This is a genomic window from Methanosarcina sp. UBA5 (assembly GCF_002505485.1).
Classification (GTDB): Archaea; Halobacteriota; Methanosarcinia; order Methanosarcinales; family Methanosarcinaceae; genus Methanosarcina.
In genome coordinates this window covers 1-24,532 of sequence record NZ_DAVG01000012.1, presented here as the reverse complement: position 1 = coordinate 24,532, position 24,532 = coordinate 1, and the positions used below count along the sequence as shown (strand labels likewise).

The window sequence follows — 24,532 nt, the reverse complement described above, 5'->3', positions numbered from 1 at the left end:
GCATCCAGGTGTTGGGCATCCAACTGATTTCATTAAGAACGTCTTTTGGGAGCTAACAAGGTCATTCATCTTCTACTATCTTCATGAAATATTCAGTATATCGTAAACTGTACCTACTGTATCACATTCAGTGATAGAAATCTACTGAGTAAATAACCCGTCATTCATCATATCTCTTGAATATCTGTACTGAATTTTTTCAATACAACCCTAGTAATCATTATGCAGTCTTCTGACAGTATCTGGGATTGATTCCCCATCTTTTTTGCAAAGCTTTCAGGTCTGAAAATATACTTTTTGAGAGCAAATATAGTTTTGTACTGTTTCACACTACTACATATGCAGTTAAAATATATATATAAATTAATACCCGATACAGTACTTCGCGGAAGCTTTTTTGGAGCAGGAATTTCAGTTCTAAAATCTCTTTTTCTCCTTTATTTCATTTACCTCAGAAACTCCACTATCCCGGTTCGTAATATAGCTATCTTTCCTGAAGCCATGAACAAAGGCAAGAATATCGCTCGGGATAAGGATGAAAAAACATTAATCTGATTTTCGCAGATTATTAATCAGCATCACATATGCCGCACTCATCGCAGTTGTCACAAGTGCCGGATTCAGCATTTTGTATTATGAAATTTTTACCTGTTCTGTCAGTTACGAAATCAATGCTACCATCAGTAAAGCCAACCGCTACGTCACTTGCCATGACGATTTTGATACCATTGTTTTCCATGGTTATATCATTGTCATTTATATCATCAGCAAGTGCTAGCCCATATCGAGCATCTATGCTTGATCCAGTTATATATATTCTTATTGCTGATCCTGATTTCCCTGAGTCTTCCATCAAAGCTTTCAGCTCTGCAGCGGCTCTGTTTGTTATTTCTATCACTTATAAATCCCCCATAACGTATATACAAATTAATTGGCGGTATGCGTATATAGTATTATTGACCATTACTATTGTTTTCTCAATCATTACGCCAGATGTGGAATATATGATTGATCTGGCCGATTATCGTCCTTAAAACACAAAAAACTATGAAAAACGCATCAGTAATAAAACAAATCTCAAGGTTGTAACATCCTTAAAGACTGGCACAATTGATTCAAAAATCCCAAAATAATCGTAAAGGGCTCCGCAAATTACAGCGGATCTGGGACTTTTTTCGATTACAATAACTCATAATCGTTATTGTTAGCATTTATACTACTAATTCATTGATATTGCTTACATATAATAAATAATAAAATAAGGGTGCATTTTTATGGTTGATAATAAGCCTATTAATCCGCATAATAATTCCGAAAAAAAGAGTAATCCTTTTAAGAAAATACTAAATGGCGTGAAAAACTTCATGAAAAAAGATGAGGAAGATAATAAGCTGTCTTCTTTTGAAGCATCTAAAATTAAAAAAAATCAAAATTCAAATATTTCCAAAATTGAAACTCCTGAAACAAAAAAAGCTAAGAGATCAACGCGTGAAAGAAAAGCTAATAGCAAGGAGCAGAAGCTTCCAAAAAAGTTTAAAAAAGGTTGGTAATCGACATTATGAACCTGATTGAAAATGAGACCACAATTTGTAGGAATAGTTTGACAATTGCGATCCAATTTTCATATTCATAAAAATATCTACTGATTAGTAACGATTAGTGACGGGTCTGGGAAACAGAAATTCAAAAAGAAAAACTAAAAACAAAGCTAAAAAAACTGCAGATAAAGAAATAAATAATTAAATAAGGGGAAAACAAAAGCTGTTTCCTGTTTACTTCAGCAGCTTAATCATTTCTCTTCCAAAGGCGTGAAGATCAGCAGGACTTCTTGAGGATACAAAATTTCCGTCAATTACAACTTCTTTATCCTCATAAAGTGCTCCTGCGGTTATAATGTCATCTCTTATCCCTATCCAGCAGGTTGTTTTCCTGCCTTTTATGACACCTGCAGAGACAAGAACCTGTGGACCGTGGCAAATTGCAGCAACCGGCTTGTTTTCTTTGAAAAAGTGTCTTACAATCTCAAGTGCACTTTCGTCAAGTCTCATCTTTTCGGGGCCTTTTCCTCCGGATATCACAAGAATATGGTAATCTGCAGAGTTTATATCCTTAAAGGCGACGTCAGCATTAATCTCATATCCCTGTTTTCCTCTAATCGGCCCCTTCTTCATTGAAGCTATATGTGTTGTAATTCCCTCTTCTTTCAGGCGGTGGTAAGGGTAGAAAAGTTCAAGATCTTCAAAACCATCGGCTCCGAATACAAGTGCTTTCATATGAAACTCCCCCAGATTTTAGCTTTACGGCTTTAGCCTTGCTTTTTAGTTTTTCCAGATTAATTTTTCCAGATTAATTTTTCTGATTTAACTCTCCAGAATTAAATTTCCGAAATTAAGTTTCCGGATTCGACTTTCCTGAATTAATTTTACAGGTTTGATTTTGAATATTTAATTTCGCAAATGAATGATTATTCCTACAGCACATATACCTTGTCTTATTTTGAAAATAAAATAGGTAAAGGTGGCTCTGTCTGGCAGGCTTAAATTGCTTCAAGGGCCTGTTTGAGGTCTATAATTATGTCCTCGGAATCTTCGATCCCTACCGAGAGCCTGACAAGTCCGTCAGTTATGCCTACGCTCTTTCTTACTGCATGCGGGATACATGCATGAGTCATCGATGCAGGATGCTGAATAAGAGTATCCGTGGCTCCAAGGCTCACAGCAAGAGAACAGAGCTTTACATTGTCCATAAGCTTCCGCCCGGCTTCAATTCCGCCCTTTACCTCAAAAGAGAGCATACCGCTGAATCCGCTCATTTGTTTTTGTGCAAGTTCGTGCTGAGGATGGCTTGGAAGCCCTGGATACCTAACCCATTCAACTTCTGGGCGGGATTCAAGAAATTCTGCAACTTTCATTGCATTTTCGGCGTGCCTTTCCATCCGGATATGAAGGGTTTTAAGCCCTCTTATGCAGAGCCAGGCTTCATGGGGGCCCATAATGCCTCCTGTATATCCGACAACCTCAGACATCCTGTCCATAAAATCCTTATTCCCTGTAGCTATTCCGCCAAGCAGGTCTGCGTGCCCGCCTATATATTTTGTACAGCTGCTTAAGGAAAGGTCCGCCCCAAGTTCAAGAGGCCTCTGGAAATAAGGTGTTGCAAAAGTGTTGTCCACAACGCAGAGGGCGCCGTTTTCCCTGGTTATTCTGACTATTTCGGGAATATCGCATACAGTAAGCGTAGGATTGGCAGGACTCTCAAGAAAGACCATTTTCGTCTCGGATTTAAAGGCTCGCTTTACATTTTCGATTTTAGATGTATCGACGAAACTGACCTCTATTCCAAGGCCTGGCAAAACCTGAGAAAAGAGGTTGTAGGTGCAGCCGTATATCACATCCGTTGAGATAAGGTGGTCTCCCTGCTTCAGGGCAGTAAGCACAATTGCAGTGATCGCTGCCATTCCCGAGGCAAAAGTCTGGCCTGCTTCCCCGCCCTCTAGCGCAGCAAATTTTTCAGCCAGAACCGCATGTGTGGGAGTATTTGGAGGAATTCTAGCATATACGTATCCTGATTCCTCTCCTGCAAACCTCGCTGCTCCCTGCCTGGCATTCTTAAAAATAAAAGTTGAAGTCTGGAATATCGGAGTTGTATGCGCCCCGAAAACCGGATCCGGCTTTTCCGCTGCATGTACACACTTTGTTGCGAACTTCACTTCTCTTTCCATCTCCCCAAACCTCTGTCAAAATGAATCTCCGGAATAAGTATTGCTTTTCCGGTAATTATTTGTTTGGCGGGAAGATCGAAAAAGTCTTCTCTTTTTCCTGAAGCTAATAAAGATAGATGATACCTATGGTATAGGTTACCTTCGGGGTTTGGCATCTGATGAAAGTTGTTCATTTCTTTTGAGAAAAACATTGAAAAATTATGCGTGGTCTTCCGAATATTATAGTGTGGTTGAAAATATCCCTGTATTTGTTGGGAAGTTCAACAAACGAACACCAGAAAGCTAAATATAAGTTTTAGACGGTTAAAGGTTCAACGCTATTGATTTCTCGTTTCAGCCGCGTAAGTCATATAAACTTTAACTCGCGTTGTTGTTTATATGCTGACGATTCCAAAGAATGTAGCACGAGTTTTACGAGAAATAAGCGAGTATACCGGTATAACGTATGCTTCCTTACTTGGGTTGGTTGTCTTATATTTTATTTGGAAAGGAGACCGGTTTAAATGGGACGAAAAAATAATACCTTCGGACATATTAGATTTGTTGAAATTCGTAAAACGAGAATTAAAGTACGAATCCTCATGTAAAAACAAGTAGATGTGCACACGAACATGTTTACTATCTACTAGACATAGTTACTGTCTGGTAGACATAACCTCCTTCATTATTTAAATTCTCGATCTTGACATTGGGGTCAGTTTTTTCCCTTGTTCCTTCTTATTTTATAATTGAAGGCCTGCAGCTGCCAGGATGATTTTTCTAGTACATAAAGGATAGAAAATTATTGCAGTTTCTCACGGATACAGAGACAAGCTAACCAGGCAAAAGAATAAAACAGAAACGAGAGAAGGAATATAAAAGGAAAAATTAATGATTACTTCTTTTCAAGAAATTATATGAACGAATCTAAATTATGCTCTTTCATTTGAATACAAAAATCATTATTTTTGTCTATGTTTTTATACTGTTCGTACACGGCATTTAATCGACCGGAACTTACGCATTTGCTTGCTTTGCAGGCAAATGCGTAAATCCTAATTCTATAATATTCAAATCAGAAAAAGTATATCTCATTGAAAACAAAAAGTGCAAAATACCAGTTTTAGCTCTGGTTCCATGCGTGAAATGTAAAAACGGCCAGGTGTGGCAAAAACCCGGAAGGAGTCCGGAATGAGCTTTCACTGGAAAAGCGAGGATTCCGATATGACAGAAGAAAATGTGAGTGAAAAGATGGATAAAGTAAAGCAAAAGTGGTCGCAAGCGGCAGAAAAAACCGGAGAACCAGAGGATCTCAGGCAGCTTCTCATCAAAGCCGGCAAGACTGGCAATTACGAAGAAAAAATCAGGCTGTATGATAGAGCCTTAAATCTGGACCCTTTATGCCTCGATGCCTGGATCCAGAAAGGTTTCGCCCTGGATAGGATGGGGAAATCAAAGGAAGCTCTTGCCTGCTATGACAGGGCTCTTGAAATCGATCCTGAAAATCTGGGGATCAGGTGTCTCAAGGGCTTTGCCTTCAATAATTTAAAGGAATTTGAAAAATCGATTGAGTCTTATGATGAAGTCCTGAAAGTAAATCCTGAAGATGTATTCTCGTTATATCAAAAAGGTACAGTTCTGGAAAGCCTTGGAAGATATGGGGAAGCCATGCAGTGTTATGACAAAGCGCTTGATATCGATCCGACGGATGTTTTGATTAGAGAAAAGAAATTGAGGCTTCTGGAAGTTATTTATAAAAAAGGAACTTTAGCAGACTCTCCGGACAGTAGCTTCAATTGAATTAAGAATTTTAGAAATTTAAGAAAAAAGTGCAGGGCCGGAAACCGGCCTTTACTTTTTGCTCTTGCTAGCTTCCTCTTCTATTCTGATCTCTTCAACGACTTTCATCAGTTTTTCCTTAATTTTTACTATGGCGTCAACAGCTTCGCCGCCGACCTCAATAGGAGCTCGTTTCTCCAGGTCGGCCTGCATTAACTTGGGGTCAAAGGGAATTTCTCCAAGTACCTGGATACCCATCTCTTCAAGTTTACCATTAACTTTCCCCGCGCCTCCTTTATTAATTACGGCAGCAAGGTGTTTTATCCCTATTTCGGAAGACAGCTTTTTTATTCTTTCAGCCGTTTCAAGCGATCTTGCTCCTGGCTCAACTACCACGATCATGAGGTCCATTCCTCTTGTAGTGCCCCTTCCGAGATGTTCGATCCCTGCTTCCATATCAAGGATCACTGCACTTTTTTCCCTGAGCATAAGGTGTCTGAGAAGAGCCCTCAGGAAAGCCGAGGCAGGACACATGCAGCCGCTTCCTCCGCGGTCCACGGTGCCCATAACCAGCATTCTGACTCCATCAGGCCCTATAACTCCGTATTTACCTGCAATGTCATCGACTTTAGGGTTGTAGATGAAAGCCCCGCCTTCAGCACCTGCCCTTTCCTGAATGAGGTCTTTGAAATCTGTCAGGGGCTTTGGGGGATTTTCGACCCCAAGCGAAGATGCCAAGTTCATATCCGGGTCCGCATCTATTGCCAGTACCTCGTACCCGTCTCTTGCAAACAGTCTGGCCAGAGTGCCTGAGAGAGTTGTTTTTCCAACGCCGCCTTTTCCGGTAATTGCTATTTTTATGAGGATCCCTCCTGAATATTAATTTAGATTAACTATTTTATATCAACTACTAATTTAGATCAGTTATAGTGATTTTCTAAGCAGGAGGTATAGCCATCAAGCTGTTTATACTTATTCATTTATCCAGTAGTTCCGATTATAATGTCTTGATTGATTACTGATTTCACTTGTATGCTGTAATATCAAGAACTGACTTTAAGACGTTCAAAATGTTATACATTATACATTATTACAAAAAATAACGTCCTTGCGGTAGGTGATTTAGAGCATGTTCGTATCTTAAAATCATTTTTTACTCTATATCCTGTTTCTATATTCCATCTTTTCCTTTATTCTTCAGGTATTTGCTTTACAAATATGTCTATTGAATCCACTTTTTATTTGTTGCAAATAGCATGTATCTTCTCTTGATCCCATAGTGCTACAATATTGAAAGTAGGTCCTCCTTCCTGAAAATAATATTCGAAAACAGTAGACATATTTCATTATACTCTCATTTTTAGGAAACGGATTTCAGAACTAAGGAGATTTGGAGCTACTGTCGTAATAAGAAACTATATATCAGGGAACCCGGTTTAAACTTAAGTTCATATGTGGCAGACATTACTCAAAAAGTTTGAAAAATATCCTGCGCAGGCAAAAGTGCTTAAATTGCTCTTTGAACGCGGGTTTCAGGTGAATGAAGAAGGGAAGGTCACCTCCGGAAGTATTGAGATAGCACATACTCAACTTGCAAAAGAAGCAGGCGTTGACCGGCGAGTAGTCGACGCAACTACAAAGACCATTATTTCAGATGAACTTTTAAGCAGAATTTTTAAAAATGTTCATTCCATTCCCTTCCTCAGAGACGTAGCTCCTTCCCTTGGCCTCGGAGTAATCATTATTATCCCGGAAGATGCCGCTGACGTGGGCATCCTTGCGGAGGTTGCAAGCCTGATCTCCAGAAGCAAAGTAAGCATCCGCCAGGCTGTCTCGGATGACCCCTATCTAACTGATAACCCAAGACTTACAATCATTACTGACAAGAAAGTGCCTGGAGAACTCGTGGACAAAATTCTCGAACTGCCCTCGGTTAAAGGAGTAAGCATTTACTGAATTTTCTTCCACCAGAGATTAAGATTCCATAAACAAAGTGGAAGTGAGATAGGAAACTCCACTTAAGAAACTGTTTTTTCAATTGAAAAAAGGCTTTTTGTAATTGTTAACTGAATGTTAACTGTGAATGTTGACTGGAATGTTAACTGTGAATATTACCTTATTTTCTGCCTCTTCTAAATGCGGAAAGCCCTAAAGATATTCCAAGAAATCCCAAAAACATCGCACGCATAGAAATATTTCTTATTTCATTTCTGTATACTGAGTTCTCAGTGATATTTTCAACAGTGTCAGCAAGCCTGAGGATTTCGTGCCCTACCGATGATCCCACTTCTGCAAGCAGTCGGGTTTCAGTAAAGGAAAGAGCGAAGTTCTCAACAGACTCAAGACTTTTCCGGTTCAGAAATCCCTTGGTATCATTACTCTCGTTTCTGTGGCTTGAGCCTGAATTTACGATATATCTCGGGTTAACGATATATTCAGTAGAGGACTGGTTTGTCGGCTTCAGGACCTGAATAACAACACAGGCTGAAGAACTGCCATTATCGTTCTTTGCAGTAAGGGAAACTGTATAGTTTCCCGGACAGCAGAAAGTATGTTTTGGATCTGGGCAGCAAGACTTCTTTTTATCTCCAAAGCTCCAGGAAAGCGAGGCTGCATTTTTGGAAAAATCAAAAAATTGTATCGTGAGAGGAACGTACCCGACTGTCACATTGGCACCGAACTTAGCCTCAGGAAATATCGGAACCGAAGGGTCCGGAGCTTTCAAGACATTTATGATCACATCGGTTGAGTCGCTGCCGTTCTCGTTCGTGGCATTCAAGGTAACCGTATAATTACCCTCATTGGCAAAAGTATGCAAAAAGTCCGAAGAGTTCGATGTTCCCAGGTTTCCAAGGCTCCACAACAGCGAGCTGGCATTTTCTGAGATATCTGTAAACTCAACCGTAAGAGGCGCATACCCGACTGTCACATTGGAAGTAAAAACTGCTTTCGGCATCACGGGAAATTCCGGAACGAAATTCATTAACGGCATGTAATCCATACTCTTTGTGCGACGATTTATGACATATGCCGTGTCGCCGATATTGTCTCCGTTATCATCCTGGCCGATGTAATCACTCCAGCAGTTGCCTGAGGTCCAGTTCCAGGTATTGAGTTTATCGTCCCTGGCATTATTCGTATTATTAAAGTAATTATTGTATATCGTGTTGCCTGAAGAAGTAAGTGACTTGATACCACAATCGGCGTTTGAAGATACGAGATTATTGCTCAGGGTGTTGTTTTTGGACTTAGACAGACAGATTCCGATATAATTTCCCGAGATATTGTTGTTATTTATTATGCAGTTTTGAGCACCACTCAGGTAAATCCCGCATTTGCTGTCGGTTATTGAGAAACCGTTGATTGTCACGTTACTGCTAACTACCTTGAATACATTGCTCTCTTTATTCACTCCGGTAATAACAGTATTGTAAGGATTTTTTGAATACGAAATTATTGTCAGGTTATCCTGATTGATTTGAATGCTTTCATTATATTCTCCGGGCTTTACAAGGATAGTATCACCTGGCAAGGCATTATCTATTGCTTCCTGAATCGATTCTCCAGGGGGAACATAAATATTTTCTGCTGCGCCGGTTTCTGAAATAGGAACCAGAGCCAGAAATATTGCAAATAAGCAGACCCATCTGAAAATTTGAATTTTTGTCATTTTAACCCGCACATCAATCCAGGAATTTACACCATTATTTTTTAAAAGGATACATATAAAATTGTTGATTTAAAAAAATATTAGAAAATAGAAATTAAAATTAAAAGATATAATAAGACATTATTCGGAAAAAGGAGGTATTTGAGGTCTTTATCATAAATTCACCCGGCATATAAAGTTTTGGAGTGAAAAGTAAAATAAGAGCCTTCTACAAATTTCCCTAAATTTGAATTATGGGGTTAGGTTAAAATTCCGAAGTAGACTCTGAAGTTTAAAGCCTGATTAAGTTAAGCCTGATTAAGTTAAGCCTGATCCAGTTACGCTAGAAAATATGCGTTAAAAAACATAAATTCTAAAACAGAAGTTAAAAAGAAGTGAAAAACAAAAGTGAAAAAATTAATTAGACCTTAGCCATTATTTCCCGAATCTTGTAAAATAATCTTATTTCTCAAATCCTTTAAGATAACCTTATTTTTAAAGCTGCATGTTTGAATCTGCTAAGATTCAGTTCTTTCACAGATTTCTTATAAAAATATGACTGTAGGGACTGAATGATAACGTATATTAATTATAATTTTCAATGGATCTGGAAGAAAAAAATCTCTGTAAAGCAGGTATAAAATCTGCAAAGCCAAAGGTTTTTAAGCAGATCTTAGTTAATTCTTGGAAAATTCAGCTGGAGAATGCGTATCATGCAGGAAAAAATAAAAGAAATTGCAGATCGAGTACGTGAACTGCGTGAACTCTCGGATTTCACGGTCAAAGACATGGCAGAACATCTGCAGGTATCCGATGAAACTTATGGGAAATACGAAGATGGAACTGAAGATATTCCGGCAAGTATGCTTTTCGAAATTGCACACAAGCTGCGTGTAGACATGGCTACTCTCCTTACAGGGGAAGAGCCGCGCATGAATATCTTTACAGTCACACGGGACGGAAAAGGGGTCAACGTTGAGAGGAGGAAGCAGTACAAGTATCAGAACCTGGCTGAAAAATTCATTCATAAAAAGGCTGAATTTTTTGTAGTTACAGTCGAACCCAAACCATATGGGACAAAACCTGAGACCAATTCTCACCCAGGGCAAGAATTTAACTATGTGCTGGAAGGAAGCCTGAAGGTCTATATCCACAATAATGAGATTGTCCTGAAAAAAGGAGATTCCATTTATTTTGACTCCACTTACGAACATGCCATGGAAGCCCTGGAAGGTGAAACAGCCAAATTCCTGGCAGTTATAATCTAACTTCAATTAAATTATATAAAATTTAACATAATAAATTTGATGTATTTTATAACTTAATTCTGTAATATGACTAAATTTAATGTCCCTTGGTTTAATGTAATTTGATTTAATGAAGCTTGAATTTATTTGTTCGAATTAACGTGATTTGAATTTATTTGTTTGAGTTATATAATTTGGTCTCAAACCCGACAAGAAATCCGATATCCGGACTAAAATCTTGAAATTCAAATGAGGTATGTAACCTTCATAAATCTAAAGCTATAAAAATAAATAGATAAAACGGGTGTCCAGAATGACTTCTTTGCTTAGCCAATTTGTTTTTAAAACCGACTTTGAATCCTATGAGGATTTTGAGAAAAATTTCAAAATCCTCGTTCCTGAAAACTTTAACTTTGCCTATGATGTAGTCGATGTCTATGCAAGAGACTCCCCTGAGAAGATCGCAATGATCTGGTGTGACGATAAAGGGGAAGAGAGAATTTTTACTTTCAAAGACCTGAAGTACTACAGCGACAAAACCGCAAATTTCTTTGCAAAGCATGGGATAGGTAAAGGCGACTATATAATGCTTACCTTGAAGAGCCGGTATGAGTTCTGGTATTGTATTCTTGCACTGCATAAACTGGGAGCCATTGCTGTACCCGCAACCCACATGCTCAAGACGCGTGACATCATTTATAGGATTGAAAAAGCCGGATTGAAGATGATCGTCTGCATATCGGAAAACGGAGTTCCCGAACAGGTAGACGAAGCACACTCCGAATGCGGAAATATCCCGCTCAAAAAAGCAGTCATTGGAGAAAATGTCCGAGAAGGCTGGATTGATTTCAGAAAAGAACTCGAGGAAGCTTCCCCTGATTTTAAACGCCCTTCGGGCGAGGCTGCTACGAAAAATAGTGATATTTCTCTTGTATATTTTTCTTCAGGAACAGCGAGCTTCCCAAAAATGGTGGAACACGACTTTACCTATCCTCTCGGGCATATTCTCACCGCAAAATACTGGCAGAACGTGGAAGATAACGGGCTGCATTATACGGTTGCAGACAGCGGCTGGGGAAAATGCGTATGGGGAAAACTCTATGGACAGTGGATAGCCGGTTGTGCAGTCTTTGTCTATGACTATGAGCGGTTTGAAGCCAAAAATATGCTTGAAAAAGCCACAAAATACGGGGTTACAACCTTCTGCGCCCCGCCAACAATCTACCGCTTCCTGATAAAGGAAGATCTCTCAAAGTACGATTTCGGTAACGTGAAATATGCGGTCGTTGCAGGCGAACCTCTTAACCCTGAGGTATACAACCGGTTCTTGGAATACACCGGAATAAAGCTCATGGAAGGGTTCGGGCAAACTGAAACTGTTGTAACTATCGCAACCTACCCATGGATGGAACCAAAACCCGGGTCTATCGGAAAGCCGTCTCCAGGCTTTAAAATTGAGCTTATGGACAGGGACGGCAGGCTTTGTGAGGTCGGGGAAGAAGGAGAAATCGTAATTAACACAAAGGAAGGAAAGCCGGTCGGACTTTTCGTCCACTATGGGAAAGATCCTAAGAAAACTGAGAAAGCCTGGCATGACGGCTATTATCATACAGGAGATATGGCCTGGATGGACGAAGATGGCTACCTGTGGTTTGTGGGAAGGGCTGACGATATCATAAAAACCTCGGGCTATAAAGTCGGGCCTTTTGAAGTGGAAAGCGCTCTTATCCAGCACCCTGCAGTACTCGAGTGTGCAATCACAGGTGCTCCTGACTCTATAAGAGGCCAGGTTATCAAGGCAACCGTTGTGCTCACAAAAGGATACAAGGCTGGAGATTCACTTAAGAAAGAACTCCAAGAACATGTAAAAAAAGTTACTGCACCTTACAAGTATCCTCGAATTATAGAGTTTGTGGATGAACTTCCAAAGACAATTAGCGGAAAAATCCGCAGAGTTGAGATCCGGGATAAAGATCAAAATGAGCTAAAGTAGAGATATTACCTGAAAAACCCAGATCAGATTAGAATCTGAGAATAATAGAAAAGGAAATAAGATCTAATAAAGCAAATAAATTCTGATAAAGCAAACAAAACCTGTTTTGATCCGAAAGTCGATAAGTTTCGGATCAAAACAAAAAAGGAAAAAAGGAAAGAAATAAGTACCTTAAACTTTCTGGAAAGTTTGCTCTTAAGAAGATTTGGTTCAAAATCCACTTTATAGTTTTATCTTTATTTCTGCTAACTTAGGGTCTAATAGATTATACAATTGCAACGTAAGAAATTATGTAGACCTGAGGCTCTTCTTTCCGTCACAGAAAACCGGTTTAAGGAAATAGAGGCTGGAAAAATCCTGGAAGAAATATCGAAAACTCCGGATGATTCGAATTCGTGAATGGACCTGAAACCTTAGAAGAGTCCAAAGAGAACTGAAAAATGAACAAAATGAGGGGATCTCATATGTCAAAGAATGATAAAAAAGAACCATACCCTGTAATTAATACTCTGGAGTGTAAGGCATGCGGGCGCTGCCTTCTAGCCTGCCCCAAAGGCGTACTTTTCATGAGTGAAAACCTGAACGCCCGGGGTTACCATTATGTGGAATACAAAGGAGAAGGCTGTTCAGGCTGTGCAAGTTGCTATTATACCTGCCCAGAACCGCTTGCAATCGAGATTCATATTCCCCTGAAAGAAGAGAGAGCAAAGTAAGGCAAAAAAGGAGGAAAAATATGGCAACACAACTCATAAAAGGCAACTCCGCAGTAATTGTCGGTGCACTCTATGCCGGATGTGACTGTTTCTTCGGGTATCCGATAACTCCGGCAAGTGAAATTTTGCATGATGCATCAAAATATTTCCCGAAAATAGGTAGGAAATTCGTCCAAGCCGAATCAGAAGAGGCAGCTATTAACATGGTCTACGGAGGAGCCTCTGCAGGGCACAGGGTCATAACATCCTCTTCAGGCCCCGGAATTAGCCTAATGCAGGAAGGGATTTCCTATCTTGCTGGTGCCGAGCTTCCCTGCGTGATTGTGGATGTTGTGCGGGCAGGTCCAGGCCTTGGAAACATAGGGCCGGAGCAGGCGGATTATAACCAGATAGTAAAAGGCGGAGGGCACGGAAACTATAAAAATATCGTGCTTGCACCGAATTCAGTACAGGAAATGTGTGACTTTACCATGAAAGCCTTTGAGCTTGCCTTTAAGTATAGAAACCCAACTGTGGTGCTTGCAGACGGGGTACTTGGACAAATGATCGAGTCGCTTAAATTCCCGAAGCAAGCTATTGTCCCTGAGATCGACACCAGCTGGGCGGTCAACGGCACGGCTGAAACCAGACCTAACCTGATAACCTCTATCTTTCTGGATTTCAATGAGCTTGGAGAGTTCAATGAAAGACTGCAAGCAAAGTATGAGCTCATAAGGCAGAATGAAGTCGATTACGAGGAGTACCTGACCGATGATGCTTCAATTATCCTTGTTTCTTATGGGATCAGCAGCCGGATCTGCAGGTCAGCCGTAGATCTTGCCAGGCAGGAAGGCATCAAAGTCGGGCTTTTCAGGCCGAAAACTCTCTTCCCGTTCCCTGAGGCGCAGTTGAAAGCCCTGGCAGACAGGGGATGTTCCTTTATTTCCGTGGAAATGAGCAATGGACAGATGATACATGATGTAAGGCTTGCAATCAACTGCTCACAGCCTGTAGAGCTTGTAAATCGCATGGGAGGGAACCTGATTACCCTTGACCAGATTATGGATAAAATCAGGAAAATTGCGGGGGAGGCATGAAAATGGCAGCGGAAATCATTAGCGGAGAAAAGGTGATAGGAAGACCAAAAGCTCTGTATGCGGACTACCCTCGCAAAGGATCCGTAGCCTCGACAGCTACTCACTACTGCCCTGGCTGCGGGCACGGGGTTCTGCATAAACTTATTGCTGAAGCAATTGATGATCTTGGGATTCAGGATAGGACCGTTATGATCAGTCCTGTGGGCTGTGCAGTCTTTGCTTACTATTATTTTGATACAGGCAATATCCAGGTTGCTCACGGCCGTGCGCCTGCAGTTGGGACAGGGGTCTCCAGAGCTGAAGAAAATGCTGTGGTTATTTCCTACCAAGGAGATGGAGATCTTGCTTCCATAGGTTTGAACGAGACTCTTCAGGCCGCAAATAGGGGTGAAAAGCTTGCAGTCTTTTTCGTAAACAACACCGTTTATGGAATGACAGGCGGACAGATGGCGCCTACAACTCTTGTGGGTGAAAAGACTACGACATGTCCGGATGGCCGAGACCCCCGGTTTGCAGGCTATCCTCTCCATATATGCGAGCTGCTGGACAACCTTAAGGCTCCGGTCTTTATTGAGAGGGTTTCAGTCTCGGACATTTCCCACATAAGGAAAGCCAGAAAAGCCGTGCATAAGGCACTTGAAATCCAGCGCGACGGCAAAGGGTATGCTTTTGTTGAAGTCCTTGCTCCCTGCCCGACGAACCTCAAGATGAATGCGGAGCAGGCCATCAATTTCATAAATGAGGAAATGGAAAAGGAATTTCCTGTCAAGAACTTCAGGGATAAATCCGAAGAAGTCGAGCCTCTGCATCGTGGAGTCAGTGACTTTACAACTGAGACCCTTGAGAAGCTTTACGGGATTGAAGCGGGCGCCGAAGAAAAACCTGTCAGAAAGGATTTTGCCCCGATCCAGACTAAGATTGCTGGTTTCGGAGGGCAGGGTGTTCTCAGCATGGGCATAATCCTTGCACAGGCCGGAGTTAAGGCAAACCTCAATGCTTCCTGGTTCCCGTCATATGGCCCGGAACAGAGAGGAGGTACATCAAATTGCTCAGTAGTGATCTCAGGTCAGTCAATAGGCTCTCCTACGGTCTACACCCCGGACATCCTGATAGCTATGAACCGTCCTTCCCTTGAAAAGTTTGAAGGGGTAGTCCGAGAAGGGGGCCTTATTCTCTATGATTCGTCCATTGGCGAAGCTGAAACGCCTGCGCATGTAAAGGCCGTTGCCGTTCCTGCAACCGAAAAAGCCAAAGAAGCCGGTTCTGAGAAAGCTGCCAATTCCTTCATGCTTGGAGTCCTTATGGGCCTTAATACAACCGGCCTGAAAGAAGAGGTCTTCAAGGAAGCCCTTGCCGAAAACTTTGCAGGGAAACCCAGAGTTATCGAGTTTAACCAGATGGTTCTCGAAGCTGGGGCACAATGGGCAAGAGAAAACGTTAAGTTCTAAGGACTTTAAGTTTTGAAGATTTGGATTTGAGGAGTTTGAGATTTGAAGACTTCAAGGTTTGAGAAAAACCGAGTTTCGAGGATATTTGAATTCCGTAAACAGGTGGAGAAGATTTTCTCTGCCTGTTGATATTTTATTAGTAGTTTTTCAAGTAACTATCAATATCAAGTTTTCAAGTAACTATCAATACCAAGTAATTTTTAAGTAACTATCAAATAATTCTCAAGTGATTTTTCAGCAGACCTCAAATGATTTCGTCCTCTTTAACTGCCCAAGTGTCCTGTGCTATTATGTTCCTGGCTATTATTCAGATTCCTCTGTACAGAAAGTTACTCTGGGGAGGAATACACTTCTGATAAACTCAATCGAGAATCTCACTTGATCTTAAAAAACAGATAATTAGACATATTTATGGATCTGGAAACAATCATAAGCTTTATTAAAGCTAAATACATTGTAAGAAAAAGAAGAATTTTATGAATTGTTTCTAAAAGTATTTGTTATAAGGCAGTAGCGGCTTAAAAGCATTTTATTGGAAAAACGTTTTATTGATTGAGAAGTAATTGGTAGGAATCAAGTCCCTATTCTCAAATCCCTACCTGTGATCCAACCCAGAAATTAAAAGGAAACCCTATTCTTTTAATCTCACATAGAAGTAGATGGTAGAGGTCGAGTCCCTATTCTCGAATCCCTACCTGCGATCCAACCCAGAGATTGAGAGGAAACCCTATTACTCTCAATCTACACGCATTTTATAACAACGTGGAGATATATATCATAACCGATCCAAAAAACAACTCGTAACTCGAATTTTGCGTGGGATACTTATTTTCTAAATATACAAAATTTTTAATGGCATTAAAAATTTCGCAGATATTAATTTTATCTGACCTTTGTGAATACCATTTTATCAAGTAATATGAAAAGACTTCAAGTAATATGAAAAGACTTCTTTACTAATAAGATGGTACACTGAAGAAAGACTACAAGTACTAAATATGATTTCGATGAACTACCCCTAGGCTAAAGACTTTGGGATTTTACACTTCGTTCTATAAATCCTGCTTTTTTTTGTATAGTAGTCTGTTACATCTGATCTTATGCACAACCTGCCAGGAAGTATAGAAATTTATGATTTTATTGTTGAGGCAAAGCTGAAGGAAAACGAAAAAATATCTACCTGCAAAGCCATTTATGAAACGGTCGCCGACAGTAGAAATAAACATATAAACATGGGAACGGTCATAAGGTTTATTAAAAATAAAAACATTATGAAAAATGGCATGTTATTCTAGAAATTAGTTTAGAAGTAGATGGTAGAGGTCGAGTCCCTATTCTCGAATCCCTACCTGCGATCCAACCCAAAGATTAAGAGGAAACCCTATTACTCTTAATCTATACTCTTATAGTGGAGTGGGAATATATATCATAACCGACCCAAAAAACAGTTCGTAATCTGAATTTTCAAACATCTCTTGCATTTGTTTGGTTGCGAAACTTTTAATGACGTCAAAATATTCAATCAAATATAATATTTAAAGCATTAAATTGGCAGTAAGTTTCATTAAGGATCTCTTTTATGGAACTTCTCGAATCCTACCTGCAATTCAGTCTAGAGATTGAGAGGAAACCCTATTGCTCTTGATCTGCATTTATTTTTATAATCACATGAACATTAGAGTCACAACCGGCCTGAACCAGGACAGCATAACCATAGAGAATATCTAAGCCGGAAAAAGTAGCTTTACTTCTTTATTCCCTGTTTTCAAGCTATAGACAATATAGCACTATTTAAGAAATCAGCCCTCTGGACCCGCAACCGTTGACCCACAACCGTTGCGTCGGTTGATCAAAACCGTTGCGCCGGTTTATCACGCCGATAATAACGTTTTCGCTCAAGCCTTTTTTGAAAAGGTTTGCAGGCAAGCTTTTTTAAAAAAAGATTGTGGTAAATCATCAGCCCTCCTCAGTAAGTTGAAAACCAATCTTACTTGCCCATAATTCAGCCCTCTTGGCTCAGCTAAATAACTTCTATAATTCAGCTCTCTTGAGCGAACAAAGTGAGCGAAAAGGACTCCGTCCTCCCGAGACGAAACTCGGGTGACGGAACTCAAGTAGTTAATGAGTCTTCGAATAGGCTTTCAAATAAGATAAGCCTTGAGCGGGGGGAAACCGTTAAAACACACGGAACTGTAGCTCTGAGTATAGGCGCCTGTAGTAAAGATATATACGCGGTTTCCCTCTCGCATTGTGTGAGGAAAATTATACTTGTGATGTTCATACAGGATATCCATGCTGTCACAGGTCGGACCTGCAAGAATTACTTCTTCGGCACAACCCTTTTTATCGCAGAAAATGGGATATTTGATGCACTCATCAAGGGTTTCTATAAGGCCCCCAAATTTGCCAATGTCAAGATAAACCCATTTGTACTGGTTAAATCTGGCTTTTTTGGAGATCATTACAACTTCACTTACGATTATGCCGGCGTTGGCGACCATGGAACGCCCGGGCTCTATGATAATTTCAGGCAACTCCTCTCCAAAGTCCTCATGTAAAAAGCGCCGGATTTCCCCAGCATAGGTCTCAAGGTCATGGGCCTGAGCTTGATATTTTGCAGGAAAACCTCCCCCAAGGTTGATCATCTTCAGATGTATACCTTTTTCAGCTACTGCCTCAAAAAGATACTTACATTTGGAAATAGCATTGTCCCACTGGCCAATGTCCCTCTGCTGGGAGCCAACATGAAAAGAAAGCCCATAAGGCTCAAGCCCTAATTTTTCAGCCTTCAGAATGAGCTTATATATCAGGTCAGGGTGTGAACCGAACTTCTTTGAGAGAGGCCAGTCAGCTCCGTCGCTTTCAGTAAGGATACGGAAAAACACTCTGGAACCCGGGGCTTTTCTAGCTAGCTTTTTCAGATCGCTGTCAGAGTCAGTAACGTAAAGCCTGACACCTTTTTCATATGCGTACTCTATATCTTTCTCTTTTTTGATAGTATTGCCGTAACTGATCCTTTCAGGTTCTACCCCAAGCCTGAGAAGCTGATCAAGTTCGTAAACAGTTGCCACATCAAAATTGGAGCCTTTACTATTCAGGGCAAGCACAACCTCATCCATGGGGTTAGCCTTTACAGCATAATGAATTTTTGCAAAGGGCATATGTTCTACTAAATCGTCATAGCTTTGCTCTATCTTTTGCAGGTCAACAGTTAAAAATGGGGTTTCTTTATCCCGGGAGAACTTTTTTATTCGGTTAAAATCGTCTCTTGAAACGAAATCCTCCAGCGGGAACACATAGTGCTCTTTTCTCATATCTACTCCCTTTTAAAATTAACACTTATCTGTATCAAACTTATGTACCTACTGGTTAATAATTTTTAGTATATTGACAAATTGTAATGATTATTCAATTTAGAATCAATTATTTTGATAATAAGCGAAATAAAGCGATTCAAATAGGATTTAATGTATATAAAACTAATTCTCGATGAATATCAAGACATAAAAATAACTGAAATCCATAAATATTTAATAAAAATAGTTATATTATGAAAAAAGGCCTGATTAAGTTCTTTTTTTGTATTAAAGGTACCAAAAGCCCTTTTATATATGGAGAAGATGCGATGAATCTTCGAGATTCTCAGAATATTTAAGAGCGATTTTTATCCTATAAAGGGATATTAAGGATTTAAGAATAAATAGGAGTTTAATTAAACGATTAAAAGGTTATAAAACCCTTTTATACCTATGTTCTTTAGAAGTAACTCATTTTAATCCGTCTCACGGAAGACCAGATTTTTGAAGTTTGTAATTTAATTTTAAATGATGTTGACCGGTTTTAACAGGTTTTATCTAGTTCTGAGCAGTACTACCAGTATCCCGATTCCTGCAAACACGAGACCGTAAGTTATAACTTCCAGACTTAGCTGAAAAAAAAGAAATACAGTAGAAAGTGCTCCAAGAAACGGAAGCAGGGGAAAGCGGCCAATATTTAGGGGAACCTTAAAAGGGCGATTTCTTTTAGGGTCAGTATAACGGAGCTTTATCAGAGAGAGATTAACCATAAAAAAGACAATAAAAATCATAAAATTAGCAATATTTGCTACTATTGCAATATCCCTGAATAGCACAAACAGGGCTGAGAGAGAGGCAACTCCTAAAATTGCGACCCAAGGAGTCTGGTAACTGGGGTGTATTCGTGAGAAAATTCCCGGAAGTGATCCTGAATCTGCCATACCATATACAATCCTTGACCCTCCAAGCATAACCACAAGTACAGTATTCATAGTGGAAAAAAGAGCTATCCACGACATGAGGACAAAAGCATTGTTCCCCAGAGAAACAGCCACAACATCCGCAAGGGGAACCCCTGAATGTCCAAGAACCCTAAAGTCAAGCACACTTACGGCAGTTACTGCTACGCATATATATAGGAAAACCGTAAAAAATACCGCAATAAGCAGGGCTTTTGGAGTTGTCTTTTCGGCTTCTTTTGTTTCCTGGGATAATCGTACAATATCCTCAAAACCTAGAAATGCGAAAAAAATCAGAGTTGAAGCCTCGAATATTCCTGCCAGATCTGGAGTTTCAAGATAATTTACCGTTCCAAGGTAAGGGAGACCTGTATAAATTACAATTAGAAGCCCTGAAACTTCTATAAAACTTATTAGAATAGCCAGCCTGGCAGATTCCTTTATCCCGTAAACCATGATAAGGCTGAGGAAGATAAACAGGCCTAAAGTCCCTGTTAAATACCCATTCCCGAAAAGATTGCTGAAATACCTGCCAAACCCGAGGGCAACCGCAGAGCTCGTTATTACTACAAAATATATGACAAGCAGCCCCACAAACAGGCCAATGCGTTCTCCAAAAGCTCTTCTTACGAATCCATATTCCGCTCCAGCCCTTGGAAACATGGAAGCGAGTTCCATATAGCTAAAGGCAGAAAGTGTGGCTGTTGCTCCGGCAAATAGAAAAGAAAACCAGACCATATTGCCTGCAAGCCCTGCAGCTTTTCCCATAAGCACGTAGATTCCTGCTCCGAGAATATTGCCAATTCCTATCAGAGTAATTTCCAGTAAATTCAGTTCCTTTTTCAGTTCAGACTCCCCTTTCATAAGAAAACCCCCGCCAAAACTTGAAAAATTCAAGATAATAAAAATAATAATAGAAATGGAACCTCGGCCTGTTAGAAAGACTATCTTTTGAGAAACTGTAATTACTTTCCATTAATCAACTCTCAAAAATTCTCTTCCCAAAAATTTAAAAATATTACCATTAAGTAACTCCGCATAAGTCTCTGAAAAAGGCTAAGTAAGGTCACCAGGATAAATTAACCGGTTTGACCAGCCGGATTTTAACGGGCTGAAAGAGACCTTACACGCAGGCTTAAAACAAAGATTTTCAAGTTTGAGGATATAACCCTTTCAGGTTATACTTTCATTTTTTTAGCGAGTTCTCGGCCGATTTCCTCAACCTTTTTCAAATCTTCCTCCTTGGGTTTGCCCTTCACCTGAAGAGTTCCCACAATTTCCATTTTCGAGGGAACCAGAATTTCTCCTGCCTGCTTCAGAGCGCCTCCACCCCAGCCGAAAGATCCGAGTATAACCCCATATTTTGCAGGCGGATTGAGAGCTTTTACCAGGTAAGCGCCGTAAAGGGCAAGAGGATGCATGCCTGCAAGGACGGTCGGAGCTCCAAGGATAATAGCGCGGGAATCGACCATCTCTCCTGCAATATCTCCTGTATCCGCGACTTCAAGGTCATAGATTCTGACATCTACGCCTTCTTTCAGTAAGGTCTCTGCAACCGTACTGACCATCAGTTTTGTGGAGCCCCACATACTCACATAGACAATAAGGGCTTTATTTTCGGTTTTTCCTGCGGTCCATTTTGAGTAGGGTTCAAGTATGCGCTTCGGGTTTTTGTAGATAGGTCCATGACTAGGCGCAAGAATCGCGATATCGAGATCCTTAATTTTTTCAAGAGCCTTTGCCCCCATTTTTCCAAAAGGCATCATGATTTCGCCGTAATAGCGTTTTGCAAGAGGAATAAGGTCTTCCAGATCCTCATCATAAACGCCCTGGGCTGTGTGAGCCCCAAAGAAATCACACGGGAAAAGAACCCTGTCTTCAGGCAAGTAAGTAAACATGGTTTCAGGCCAGTGAAGCCAAGGAGCTTCAATAAAACGCAGGTTTTTTCCTCCTAAATCAATAGTATCTCCATCGGCAACGACTTTAACCCGGTCTTCTGGCAGATCATGGTAAAGGCTTGCCATTTTCACACCTCTCTCAGTCGTAATAAGCGTTGAGCCTGGAGCCCTATCCATAATATAACGAATTGCACTGGCATGGTCGGGTTCAGCATGATTCATAATCAGGTAGTCCAGTTTTTCCAGGCTGGAAACCAAGTTTATTTTCTCTTCAAACTCCTCTTCGAAACCAGGGTTTACGGTATCAATAAGCGCTGTTTTTTCTTCTCCTTTTACAAGATAAGCGTTGTAGCTTGTCCCCTGAGGCAGCGGAACCAAAGCGTCAAACATTCTGCGGCTCCAGTCTTTTGCCCCAACCCAGAACACATCTTTAGCAATCTCAGGAACACTGTAAATCTCCATATTTTTACCTCCATTCTCCCGATGCAATAAAACAGCTTGAAATAAGAAGCAGATAAAGATGTCTGCATCTATCAGTCCGACAACTGGATTTATTTAATGACTATATTGTATTTGTCCGATATATTTATTAGGCAAAATCCTTAACTGATAAAACCTTAGATTTTAACTGACGCTTTAACTCGATTAGGAAAAAAGAAGTTTCTAAAAATTCAAGTGAAGTTTACAGTCTCTTTTTATAGTATCTCTTTAGAAAAATAAAAAAAAGAAAAACTTTATATAGACAGCAGTAAGTTATCTTCTTCCTAGCAGGCAAGAGTCTAAAAAATTATGGCCAATGTGGCAATCCGCAAGCCTGGAAAATATTCGGTATTGAAATGAGGCTTTAATACCTAGAATATTGCAGTTACCTAGAATATTGCAGTTAAAAAAGAAGGGATAATTATGAAAACATCATCCATAGAATTGAATCCTAATAAACTGGTACAGTACCTCAATAAGCCAGCAAGCGAATTCACCAAAGAGGATATTATAAAGTTCGTCAAGGAGAACGGCATTAAGATGCTGACTTTCCGCTACGTTGGTGGAGATGGGAGACTTAAAGCCCTCGCCTTCGTGATAAGAGATGAAGAACACCTTGACAACTTACTTTCCGCCGGTGAGAGAGTCGACGGATCAAGCCTTTTTACATACATCGAAGCAGATTCAAGCGATCTCTATGTCCTTCCTAAATACAGGACTGCCTTCGTAAACCCGTTTGAAGAGATCCCAACCCTGGATATCCTCTGTTCCTACTTTGACAAGGATGGAAGCCCTCTCGCAAGCTCTTCCGAAACCGTCATGAAGAAAGCTGCCCAGGTCCTGACCGAGAAGACAGGCTATGAACTCCATGCAATGGGCGAACTCGAATACTACATCATCGCCAACAAAGAAGATGTCAGCATGGGTTTCCCGGCTGTTGACCAGAAAGGATATCACGAATCCAATCCCTTCACCAAATTCGACCAGCTTAGAAAGGAAGCAATGATGTATATCTCCGAAGCTGGCGGAAAAATCAAGTACGGACACTCTGAAGTCGGAAACTTTACTGACGATAAATACTACTACGAGCAGAACGAAATCGAATTCGAGACTGACACGCTTGAGAACAGTGTCGACCGTCTGCTTATTGCAAAGTGGATGCTCAGAATGCTTGCTGACCAGTACGGTGTAATTGTAAGCTTTGCTCCAAAGATTACTGTCGGAAAAGCAGGCAGCGGGCTGCACGTCCACATGAAGCTCTTAAAAGATGGAAAGAGCGTTATGGTCGAAAATGGCGGCGTTAGCGACACTGCAAAAACTGCAATAGCCGGCCTTCTTGATATTGCATCAGGAATTACTGCTTTTGGAAACAGAATTCCCACATCCTACCTGCGCCTTGTACCTCACCAGGAAGCTCCTACCAACATCTGCTGGGGAGACAGGAACCGCTCTGCTCTGGTCCGTGTGCCTCTTGGTTGGTTCGCTGAAGAATCTAGCAAGATGGTAGCCATCGCCAACCCGAACTACAACGACGAGTTCAAGAGTCACAGCTACAAGTCTACCTTCGAATTCCGTGCTGCAGACCCCTCAGCTGACCTTTACCTCCTTCTTGCAGCCTTTGCTGTAGGTATTCGCCACGGCTTTGAAATGGACAACGCTCTTGATGTTGCAAAGAAGCTCTACATCGATGTCAACATTTTCAAGGACGAACACAAGGACAGACTTGCCCAGCTTGAGCACCTGCCTGCATCCTGCTACGAGTCAGCTCAGGCCCTGAAGAAACTGAAAGACGTTTTCCTGGAGTACGATGTCTTCACCGAAGGTATGATCAACGACAACGTAAAGTACCTTGAAAGTCTCGACGATAACCAGCTCAGTGAGAGACTCTACGGTAAGAACGAAGAAATCAGGAAACTTGTGGACTCCTATATCCACATTGGATAATCTGTTTCAGCACTTTAAAAAACCTTTTTTCCACTAGGAAAAATGCAGATTCCTGCTTCTCAGGAGCAGGGATCTACCAAAATTTTTTGAAAATACTTTTCTATTAATTTTTCCGGAAGATAGGCTTCTTACTTCTTTTATTTCAGGCTGTTTTTTATTATCTCGGGAGCGCAGAGGATCACGAATACCCCATTCTTTAGATTGGGGATGAAGTGAACTCTCACCTCTTTATGGTTTCGTTTAAACCTCTGTACCGTTGCTTCTTTGTAAAGTGAGGTTTCTTAGCGTCACGGTTACAGAAGTTGGTAATGCAACTCTGCATTAAGAAAGTCTTGTAAATGGATACTTAA

The 24,532-nt window shown here is 40.6% G+C and carries 18 protein-coding genes and 1 pseudogene; 9 read left to right on the top strand and 10 right to left on the bottom strand.

Translation table 11 applies throughout. The annotated features are described in order from the left end of the window. Positions 1 to 568: 568 nt before the first annotated feature. Positions 569 to 898 (bottom strand): HesB/IscA family protein, encoded by a 330-nt coding sequence (locus BP621_RS00925; RefSeq protein WP_292387370.1) that lies wholly within the window; start codon positions 896 to 898, stop codon positions 569 to 571. A 376-nt stretch (positions 899 to 1,274) separates the two neighbouring features. Between BP621_RS00925 and BP621_RS00920 the strand changes: the two genes are divergently transcribed. Further along, on the top strand, positions 1,275 to 1,550 hold the full coding sequence (locus BP621_RS00920; protein ID WP_292387367.1) for a hypothetical protein: 276 nt from the start codon (positions 1,275 to 1,277) through the stop codon (positions 1,548 to 1,550). Positions 1,551 to 1,772: 222 nt separating this feature from the next. Here BP621_RS00920 and BP621_RS00915 read toward each other — a convergent pair whose 3' ends face one another. Continuing rightward, positions 1,773 to 2,273, bottom strand: coding sequence for a type 1 glutamine amidotransferase domain-containing protein (locus tag BP621_RS00915; RefSeq protein ID WP_292387364.1), 501 nt, complete (start codon positions 2,271 to 2,273; stop codon positions 1,773 to 1,775). A gap of 263 nt (positions 2,274 to 2,536) precedes the next feature. Beyond that, positions 2,537 to 3,721, bottom strand: coding sequence for a trans-sulfuration enzyme family protein (locus tag BP621_RS00910; RefSeq protein ID WP_292387361.1), 1,185 nt, complete (start codon positions 3,719 to 3,721; stop codon positions 2,537 to 2,539). 1,170 nt (positions 3,722 to 4,891) lie between these two features. On the opposite strand from BP621_RS00910, the gene BP621_RS00905 reads away from it, so the two are divergent. After that, the gene (locus BP621_RS00905; RefSeq protein WP_292387359.1) at positions 4,892 to 5,500 is read left to right on the top strand and encodes a tetratricopeptide repeat protein; all 609 of its coding nucleotides are present in this window, start codon (positions 4,892 to 4,894) and stop codon (positions 5,498 to 5,500) included. Positions 5,501 to 5,551: 51 nt separating this feature from the next. Here BP621_RS00905 and BP621_RS00900 read toward each other — a convergent pair whose 3' ends face one another. Further along, positions 5,552 to 6,346 carry a carbon monoxide dehydrogenase accessory protein CooC gene (locus tag BP621_RS00900; protein WP_292387374.1) on the bottom strand — a complete coding sequence of 265 codons (795 nt, stop codon included), beginning with the start codon at positions 6,344 to 6,346 and terminating at the stop codon, positions 5,552 to 5,554. 131 nt (positions 6,347 to 6,477) lie between these two features. After that, positions 6,478 to 6,816, bottom strand: a pseudogene (locus BP621_RS00895) (ISH3 family transposase); the annotation flags it as partial. Positions 6,817 to 6,931: 115 nt separating this feature from the next. Here BP621_RS00895 and BP621_RS00890 point away from each other — a divergent pair. Then, positions 6,932 to 7,435, top strand: a complete 504-nt coding sequence (locus BP621_RS00890; RefSeq protein ID WP_292387356.1) for an amino acid-binding protein — start codon at positions 6,932 to 6,934, stop codon at positions 7,433 to 7,435. Between the two features lie 160 nt (positions 7,436 to 7,595). On the opposite strand, the gene BP621_RS00885 is transcribed toward BP621_RS00890, so the two are convergent. Then, the gene (locus BP621_RS00885) at positions 7,596 to 9,149 is read right to left on the bottom strand and encodes a PKD domain-containing protein (RefSeq protein ID WP_292387354.1); all 1,554 of its coding nucleotides are present in this window, start codon (positions 9,147 to 9,149) and stop codon (positions 7,596 to 7,598) included. A gap of 692 nt (positions 9,150 to 9,841) precedes the next feature. On the opposite strand from BP621_RS00885, the gene BP621_RS00880 reads away from it, so the two are divergent. From BP621_RS00880 to BP621_RS00860, 5 genes are all read left to right on the top strand, one after another. Beyond that, positions 9,842 to 10,396 carry a helix-turn-helix domain-containing protein gene (locus BP621_RS00880; protein ID WP_292387351.1) on the top strand — a complete coding sequence of 185 codons (555 nt, stop codon included), beginning with the start codon at positions 9,842 to 9,844 and terminating at the stop codon, positions 10,394 to 10,396. Between the two features lie 292 nt (positions 10,397 to 10,688). Next, complete coding sequence (locus BP621_RS00875; RefSeq protein ID WP_292387347.1) at positions 10,689 to 12,368, top strand: AMP-binding protein; 1,680 nt, start codon at positions 10,689 to 10,691, stop codon at positions 12,366 to 12,368. Between the two features lie 464 nt (positions 12,369 to 12,832). Continuing rightward, positions 12,833 to 13,081, top strand: coding sequence for a 4Fe-4S dicluster domain-containing protein (locus tag BP621_RS00870; RefSeq protein WP_292387344.1), 249 nt, complete (start codon positions 12,833 to 12,835; stop codon positions 13,079 to 13,081). Between the two features lie 20 nt (positions 13,082 to 13,101). Next, positions 13,102 to 14,157, top strand: a complete 1,056-nt coding sequence (locus BP621_RS00865; RefSeq protein WP_292387342.1) for a 3-methyl-2-oxobutanoate dehydrogenase subunit VorB — start codon at positions 13,102 to 13,104, stop codon at positions 14,155 to 14,157. Between the two features lie 2 nt (positions 14,158 to 14,159). After that, positions 14,160 to 15,605, top strand: coding sequence for a 2-oxoacid:acceptor oxidoreductase family protein (locus tag BP621_RS00860; protein ID WP_292387339.1), 1,446 nt, complete (start codon positions 14,160 to 14,162; stop codon positions 15,603 to 15,605). A gap of 1,791 nt (positions 15,606 to 17,396) precedes the next feature. Here the strand turns inward: BP621_RS00860 and BP621_RS00855 are convergent. The 4 genes from BP621_RS00855 to BP621_RS00840 form a co-directional block, all read right to left on the bottom strand. Beyond that, on the bottom strand, positions 17,397 to 17,531 hold the full coding sequence (locus tag BP621_RS00855) for a hypothetical protein (RefSeq protein ID WP_292387336.1): 135 nt from the start codon (positions 17,529 to 17,531) through the stop codon (positions 17,397 to 17,399). Positions 17,532 to 17,746: 215 nt separating this feature from the next. Then, positions 17,747 to 18,919, bottom strand: coding sequence for a type III PLP-dependent enzyme (locus BP621_RS00850; RefSeq protein ID WP_292387334.1), 1,173 nt, complete (start codon positions 18,917 to 18,919; stop codon positions 17,747 to 17,749). A 536-nt stretch (positions 18,920 to 19,455) separates the two neighbouring features. Continuing rightward, positions 19,456 to 20,724: an APC family permease gene (locus tag BP621_RS00845; RefSeq protein WP_292387331.1), complete on the bottom strand. Its 1,269-nt coding sequence runs from the start codon at positions 20,722 to 20,724 to the stop codon at positions 19,456 to 19,458. Positions 20,725 to 21,038: 314 nt separating this feature from the next. Continuing rightward, complete coding sequence (locus BP621_RS00840; RefSeq protein WP_292387329.1) at positions 21,039 to 22,220, bottom strand: FprA family A-type flavoprotein; 1,182 nt, start codon at positions 22,218 to 22,220, stop codon at positions 21,039 to 21,041. 441 nt (positions 22,221 to 22,661) lie between these two features. Between BP621_RS00840 and BP621_RS00835 the strand changes: the two genes are divergently transcribed. Then, entirely contained in the window at positions 22,662 to 24,182 is a 1,521-nt protein-coding gene (locus BP621_RS00835) for a glutamine synthetase family protein (RefSeq protein WP_292387326.1), read from the top strand. Positions 24,183 to 24,532: the final 350 nt, after the last annotated feature.

What these genes read in the sequence shown, in the direction of transcription:
- BP621_RS00905 (WP_292387359.1), top strand. Translation starts at nt 4,892, where the DNA reads ATGAGCTTTCACTGGAAAAGCGAGGATTCCGATATGACAGAAGAAAAT.
- BP621_RS00865 (WP_292387342.1), top strand. Translation starts at nt 13,102, where the DNA reads ATGGCAACACAACTCATAAAAGGCAACTCCGCAGTAATTGTCGGTGCA.
- BP621_RS00890 (WP_292387356.1), top strand. Translation starts at nt 6,932, where the DNA reads ATGTGGCAGACATTACTCAAAAAGTTTGAAAAATATCCTGCGCAGGCA.
- BP621_RS00835 (WP_292387326.1), top strand. Translation starts at nt 22,662, where the DNA reads ATGAAAACATCATCCATAGAATTGAATCCTAATAAACTGGTACAGTAC.
- BP621_RS00915 (WP_292387364.1), bottom strand. Translation starts at nt 2,273, where the DNA reads ATGAAAGCACTTGTATTCGGAGCCGATGGTTTTGAAGATCTTGAACTT.
- BP621_RS00840 (WP_292387329.1), bottom strand. Translation starts at nt 22,220, where the DNA reads ATGGAGATTTACAGTGTTCCTGAGATTGCTAAAGATGTGTTCTGGGTT.
- BP621_RS00910 (WP_292387361.1), bottom strand. Translation starts at nt 3,721, where the DNA reads ATGGAAAGAGAAGTGAAGTTCGCAACAAAGTGTGTACATGCAGCGGAA.
- BP621_RS00870 (WP_292387344.1), top strand. Translation starts at nt 12,833, where the DNA reads ATGTCAAAGAATGATAAAAAAGAACCATACCCTGTAATTAATACTCTG.
- BP621_RS00880 (WP_292387351.1), top strand. Translation starts at nt 9,842, where the DNA reads ATGCAGGAAAAAATAAAAGAAATTGCAGATCGAGTACGTGAACTGCGT.
- BP621_RS00845 (WP_292387331.1), bottom strand. Translation starts at nt 20,724, where the DNA reads ATGAAAGGGGAGTCTGAACTGAAAAAGGAACTGAATTTACTGGAAATT.
- BP621_RS00920 (WP_292387367.1), top strand. Translation starts at nt 1,275, where the DNA reads ATGGTTGATAATAAGCCTATTAATCCGCATAATAATTCCGAAAAAAAG.
- BP621_RS00885 (WP_292387354.1), bottom strand. Translation starts at nt 9,149, where the DNA reads ATGACAAAAATTCAAATTTTCAGATGGGTCTGCTTATTTGCAATATTT.
- BP621_RS00860 (WP_292387339.1), top strand. Translation starts at nt 14,160, where the DNA reads ATGGCAGCGGAAATCATTAGCGGAGAAAAGGTGATAGGAAGACCAAAA.
- BP621_RS00850 (WP_292387334.1), bottom strand. Translation starts at nt 18,919, where the DNA reads ATGAGAAAAGAGCACTATGTGTTCCCGCTGGAGGATTTCGTTTCAAGA.
- BP621_RS00875 (WP_292387347.1), top strand. Translation starts at nt 10,689, where the DNA reads ATGACTTCTTTGCTTAGCCAATTTGTTTTTAAAACCGACTTTGAATCC.